Annotated in this window: 5 protein-coding genes; 4 read left to right on the plus strand and 1 reads right to left on the minus strand. The window is 64.0% G+C overall.

The annotated features are described in order from the left end of the window. Window positions 1-199 precede the first annotated feature (199 nt). The 4 genes from mnmG to NKJ76_RS30505 all read left to right on the plus strand — a co-directional run bounded on the left by mnmG (window position 200) and on the right by NKJ76_RS30505 (window position 4,518). Entirely contained in the window at window positions 200-2,074 is a 1,875-nt protein-coding gene (mnmG, locus tag NKJ76_RS30490; protein ID WP_352539088.1) for a tRNA uridine-5-carboxymethylaminomethyl(34) synthesis enzyme MnmG, read from the plus strand. Next, window positions 2,071-2,703 (plus strand): 16S rRNA (guanine(527)-N(7))-methyltransferase RsmG, encoded by a 633-nt coding sequence (gene rsmG / locus NKJ76_RS30495; protein WP_023822329.1) that lies wholly within the window; start codon window positions 2,071-2,073, stop codon window positions 2,701-2,703. The genes mnmG and rsmG overlap by 4 nt, the downstream gene beginning before the upstream one ends. A gap of 65 nt (window positions 2,704-2,768) precedes the next feature. Then, window positions 2,769-3,566 (plus strand): ParA family protein, encoded by a 798-nt coding sequence (locus NKJ76_RS30500; RefSeq protein WP_023672118.1) that lies wholly within the window; start codon window positions 2,769-2,771, stop codon window positions 3,564-3,566. A gap of 61 nt (window positions 3,567-3,627) precedes the next feature. Beyond that, on the plus strand, window positions 3,628-4,518 hold the full coding sequence (locus tag NKJ76_RS30505) for a ParB/RepB/Spo0J family partition protein (RefSeq protein ID WP_352539089.1): 891 nt from the start codon (window positions 3,628-3,630) through the stop codon (window positions 4,516-4,518). A gap of 272 nt (window positions 4,519-4,790) precedes the next feature. On the opposite strand, the gene holA is transcribed toward NKJ76_RS30505, so the two are convergent. Then, window positions 4,791-5,834, minus strand: coding sequence for a DNA polymerase III subunit delta (holA, locus tag NKJ76_RS30510; RefSeq protein ID WP_023728721.1), 1,044 nt, complete (start codon window positions 5,832-5,834; stop codon window positions 4,791-4,793). Between the last annotated feature and the right edge of the window lie 166 nt (window positions 5,835-6,000).

A 6,000-nucleotide genomic window follows, 5' to 3' on the forward strand; every position in this document is an offset into this window, starting at 1 on the left:
TGTCCCCGTTCATGGGGAGAAGATGCCGGCAGGTAGATAAGGGCCAGCGCGAACCGAGGCTTCGCTGCTTCCATGACTCACGTGAAACACCTCTGCGGCTTTCAGCACTCCGTTCCCCGTAAACGAATCAACCTGCAATCCTTGACAGCGTCCTCTCGTGGGGACATGTGTCGGGAAATCTCTGAATCTGGAAGGGACAATGATCGATCACTATGATGTGGTTGTGGTGGGCGGTGGCCATGCCGGGTGCGAGGCTGCGAGCGCTGCCGCCCGCGCCGGTGCCAGGACCGCGCTGATCACGCTGCGCTTCGACACGGTCGGTGTCATGTCCTGCAATCCGGCGATCGGCGGCCTCGGGAAGGGCCATCTGGTGCGTGAGATCGACGCCATGGACGGGCTGATGGGCCGCATCGCCGATGCTGCCGGCATCCAATTCCGCCTGCTCAATCGCCGCAAAGGCCCTGCCGTGCGCGGGCCGCGCACGCAGGCCGACCGCAAGCTTTACCGGCTGGCCATGCAGGAAGCGATTCGGCAGCAGAACGGTCTCGACGTCGTCGAAGGCGAAGTCTTGGATTTCGAGATCGAAGAAGGACGGATCGCCGCTGTGCTCCTGGCCGACGGGCGCCGGTTGGCGTGCGGTGCAGTCGTCCTGACCACCGGCACTTTTCTTCGCGGCCTCATCCACATTGGCGACAGGAAGATTGTCGCGGGGCGGATGAACGAGCAGGCGAGCCTTGGCCTGTCGGCGACGATGAGCCGCGCCGGTTTCGCGCTTGGACGGCTGAAGACCGGCACGCCGCCGCGGCTCGATGGCCGCACCATCGACTGGGCGTCGCTGGAAAGCCAGGCGGCCGACGAACATCCAGTGCCGTTCTCGCTGCTCACCGACACAATCAAGAATCCGCAAATCCATTGCGGCATCACGCGTACGACACCGGCGACGCACGAGCTGATCCGCGCCAATCTCGGCCGCTCCGCCATGTATTCCGGCTCGATAGAGGGGGTCGGACCACGCTATTGCCCGTCGATCGAAGACAAGATCGTCAAGTTCGGCGATCGCGAAGGCCACCAGATTTTCCTCGAGCCGGAAGGGCTGGACGACGACACGGTCTACCCCAATGGCATTTCGACCTCCCTGCCCGAGGATGTGCAACTCGACATTCTCAAAACTATACCCGGGCTAGAGCGGGCGACCATGCTGCAGCCCGGCTACGCTATCGAATACGACCATGTCGATCCGCGCGAGTTGGAGCCGACGCTTGAGACCAAACGTATTGCGGGGCTTTTCCTCGCCGGTCAGATCAACGGCACCACCGGTTATGAAGAAGCCGGCGCGCAGGGCCTGCTCGCCGGGCTCAACGCCGCGCGCAAGGCGGCGGCCGACGACCAAATCGTGCTCAGCCGCACCGAAGCCTACATCGGAGTAATGGTCGACGACCTCACCAGCCGCGGCATTGCCGAGCCCTACCGCATGTTCACTTCGCGGGCGGAGTTTCGCCTATCGCTGCGCGCCGACAATGCCGATGAAAGGCTTACGCCTCTGGCAAATCGGCTTGGTATCGTGTCGCCGGAGCGAACGCGGCGGTTCAATGAAGTCACACAGGATCTTGATAGGGCGCGAAAACTCGCAATTGCGACGACGATGACGCCCAACGAAGCGGCGCGGCATGGGCTGGAGATCAACAGGGACGGCGTGCGCCGCTCCGCCTATGAATTGCTTGCTTATCCCGGCGTCGATATCGCCTGGCTGGCCCGTGTTGTGCCGGCCTTTGGCGCAATCGACCCCAAAACCGCCGAGCGGCTCGAAACGGAAGCGAAATATTCGGTTTACCTCGATCGCCAGCAGGCAGATGTCGCACAAATCCGCCACGAGGAAAGCCGGCTGATCCCGGCGTCGGTGGATTTCGCCGATGTTCCTGGCGTGTCCAATGAGCTGAAGCAGAAGATGCTAACGCGTCAGCCCCGGTCGATCGCTGACGCGCAGCGTATGGAAGGCATGACGCCGGCGGCGCTGGCCATCATCGTCGCGCACGTCCGCAACGCCGAATCGGCCGCCCAAAGGGCCGTTGCGTGAGCGCTGCCTCATGGGCGAGCCTGCAAGAGGCCGCGGGACCGGTTTCACGTGAAACATTCGATCGGTTGGTGACGTTCGAACAGTTGTTCCTGAAATGGAACCGCAGCATCAATCTGGCCGCGCCGTCGACGCTGGACGATGTCTGGGGCCGCCATATTCTGGATAGCGCGCAGCTGGCGCGAATCGCACCGCAGGCCAAGCGCTGGGCCGATCTCGGTTCGGGCGGCGGTTTTCCGGGCCTGGTAATGGCCTTCCTGCTGGTCGAACGCGATGGCGCGTCGATCGATCTGGTCGAGAGCAACCGCAAGAAAGCATCGTTTTTACAGGCGGTCGTTGGCCAGTTCGGTTTGCCGGCACGGGTCGTCGCCCGGCGTATCGACGACAGCTATGCGCTTGTTTCCGAACCGGAAATCATCACGGCGCGGGCGCTGGCCGCGCTGCCGGCGCTGCTCGATCTGTCGGCGCCGTGGCTGACCAAGGGATCGCGGGCGCTGTTCCACAAAGGCCGGGATTACCGCTCCGAGGTGGAAGAAAGCACTCACCGCTGGGCTTTCGATCTGGTAGAACATCCGAGCATGACCGACGCCCATGGCGTCATCCTCGAAGTGACCGATCTGCAGACTGCGTAAGCTCTCCTTCGCAACCTTGGCGACGCAATGAATACCTGGCCCACATGAATACCTGGCACAGACCCATGAAAACCGGACCTCGCATCATCACCGTCGCCAACCAGAAGGGCGGCGTCGGCAAGACAACCACCGCCATCAATCTGGCCACGGCGCTGGCCGCGATCGGCGAAAAGGTGCTGATCGTCGATCTCGACCCGCAAGGCAATGCCTCGACGGGTCTCGGTATCGACCGCAAGGACCGCACCGTCTCCTCCTACGATGTGCTGACCGGCGAACTGGGCCTGGAAGAGGCCGCCATTCCAACGGCGGTGCCCGGCCTGTCGATCGTGCCGTCGACGCTCGATCTGCTCGGCATCGAGATGGAAATCGCCTCGGCGCCGGATCGGGTGCTTAAGCTGCGCAACGCGCTGCGCGCCGCCACCGAGCGTGGTGCGCCGTTCGGCTATGTGCTGATCGACTGCCCGCCCTCGCTCAACCTTTTGACTTTGAATTCAATGGCGGCAGCCGATTCTGTTCTTGTGCCGCTGCAGTGCGAGTTCTTCGCGCTGGAAGGGCTAAGCCAACTCCTGGAAACGGTGGAGCAGGTGCGCCGTTCGATCAATCCGGACCTGATCATCCAGGGCATCGTGCTGACCATGTATGACGGCCGCAACAACCTCGCCAACCAGGTGGTGCAGGACGTGCGGGCACACATGGGCGACAAGGTCTACGAGACCATCATTCCTAGGAATGTGCGAGTGTCCGAGGCGCCGTCCTATGGCAAGCCGGCGATTCTCTACGACCTGAAATGCTCCGGCAGCCAAGCCTATCTGCAACTGGCATCCGAAGTGATCCGCCGCGAGCGAAAATTGCGCGCGGCATGATTAGGCAAGTCGATAAACCAAGCCGATCCGGCGCCGAAACGATCAAGAATCTGGAATTGAGATGAGCGAAGACCTTTCGAGAAAGAGACTGGGGCGTGGACTGGCGGCGCTGATCGGGGAGATCGACCGCCCGGTGGCAGCGGCCGAAAAGCCAGGCCTGAATGCCGACGGCAAGGTGCCAATCGAGTTCCTGAGCCCGAACCCGAAAAACCCGCGCCGGCACTTTGGCGACGCCGACCTCACCGATCTCGCGCAGTCGATCCGCGAGCATGGCGTGGTGCAGCCGGTGGTGGCGCGGCCTTCGCCCACGCAGGCCGGGCGCTACGAGATCATCGCCGGCGAGCGCCGCTGGCGGGCGGCGCAGCGAGCCGGGCTGACCGAGATCCCGATCATCGTGCGCGACGTCAACGACCGCACAGCGCTCGAACTGGCGATCATAGAAAACGTCCAGCGCACCGACCTCAACCCGGTCGAGGAGGCGCTCGGCTACCAGCAGTTGATCGACGACCACGGCTACACACAGGCCGACCTCGGCAATGTCATCGGCAAGAGCCGGAGCCACGTCGCCAACACGCTGCGGCTGCTGAAGCTGCCCGACGTGATCCGCGACATGCTGGTCGACGGCGCGCTGTCGGCCGGCCATGCCCGGACGCTGGTGACGGCGCAGGATCCCGCCGGGCTAGCCAAGCAGATCGTCGAAGACGGGCTTTCGGTGCGCCAGGCCGAGGCGCTGGCGCAAATGCCGGCGGGCGGCACGCCGCCCAAGGCAAAACCGGCACACGGCGCATCGGGCAAGGATGCCGACACGCTGGCGCTGGAAAGGCTGATGACCAACACGATCGGCATGATCGTGACCATCGAGCACAAGGGCAAAGGCGGCGCGATCCGCGTGGACTACCGCAGTCTGGAGCAGCTCGACGAGCTATGCCGGCGGTTGAAGGATGAGCGGTAGAGGGTTGGGGTTGCGCCATATTTAGCCGGCGAATGAAGTTCTGGCTTAGGATGAAGAAAGGGCTTGGCGGTTGCCGGCCCTTCTTTTTATTGGGGATTGCCGAAGGGATCGAACTGCTGATCTCCCCCCTTGAGGGGGAGATGGCCGGCAGGCCAGAAGGGTCGTCTCCCATCAAGCGCCGACCTCGTTCGTCGTTGCGAAAGGCGCCAGCGCTCCACGCGCCGCGACCCCCTCTGTCGCCTTTGGCGACATCTCCCCCTCAAGGGGGGAGATCACCGCTGCGCCAGCCTCGCGCTCTCCACCGCAATGCCGAGCAGCGCCTGCCGCGCCAGCGCTTCCGACAAATCCGGCCTGCGCCTGGTCTGCAGCACGGCCGATTGCAGCCGGTTCAGCGCGCGGCTGAGCGCCTCGACGTTCCAGCGCTCCAGCGCCTTCTCCACCAGCTTGCGCCGCGAGAAAAACACCGGCGGACGGGCGCCGGCCACTGCCGAGGCGGCGTTGCGGCCGGCGGTGTCCATCTGGCCGCGCATGACCTGAAGCTGCTGCAGCTGCCGCATCGCCGAGGACAGTACCAGGAAAGGATGGCCGCCGGACAGGCAGTGGCGGGTGAAGGCGGTGTCGAAGTCACCGATCTTGCCTTCCAGCACAGCATCGACCGCGTCGTCGAAGGAGGCGCCGGAAACGTCGCCGGACATCGCCCTGACGTCATCGAGGCCAATGTCCTTCTGGCCGTGGGCGTAAAGCACCAGCTTTTCGATTTCACCGCGCGAGGCCAGCCGGTCGCCGCCGAGATTGCGGCGCAGCGCCTGGCGCGCATCGAGCGCCATCGACATGCCGGCCTTGCGCAGCTCGTCGTCGATGACGCTGTCGATGTCGCGCGCTTCATCGGCATAACAAGGCAGCGCCATGGCGTTGTCGGCCGCCTCGACCACGGCGCGCAGCCCGACGCCTTTTTTCAGGTCGCCGGCCTCGATGAGAATGATCGCGTCGCGCGCGGGCTCCGCGGTCAGCGCCTTGACGTCCTCAGCCAGCGGCTTCTGGCCGCTGGCGTTGCGCACCCACAGAAGCCGCCGGTCGGAGAACATCGGCACGGTCCGGGCTTCGTCGAGCAGCCGGCCCTGGTCGCGATCGACCTCCGCGCCGTCGAGCCGTACGACGGAAAACGGATCGTCGAGCGGCAGGCCAGTTTTCGCGGCAAAGGTTTTGGCCCGCTCGGCGACCAAGCCGCGGTCGGGTCCGTAAAGCAGGACGATCGATATGCGCGCTTCCGGCTTCGCCAGCCACGAATCGACTTCGTATCCTTTTTTCTGCGCCATTAGCGGTGGTTAGCATGGGGAGAGGGCGGAGTGAACGTTCTCCAGAGAGTTCGAGACCCTATTGTGTCCAGCCGATAGATGGGTAACACTTTGAACCGGATACATAGGTGACACTTCTCTCCCCCTATGCGTCCGCCGCAGCGCCAAGCGGATTGGTTGGCGCGGC

It is taken from the genome of Mesorhizobium sp. M0029 (assembly GCF_040323735.1).
Classification (GTDB): Bacteria; Pseudomonadota; Alphaproteobacteria; order Rhizobiales; family Rhizobiaceae; genus Mesorhizobium.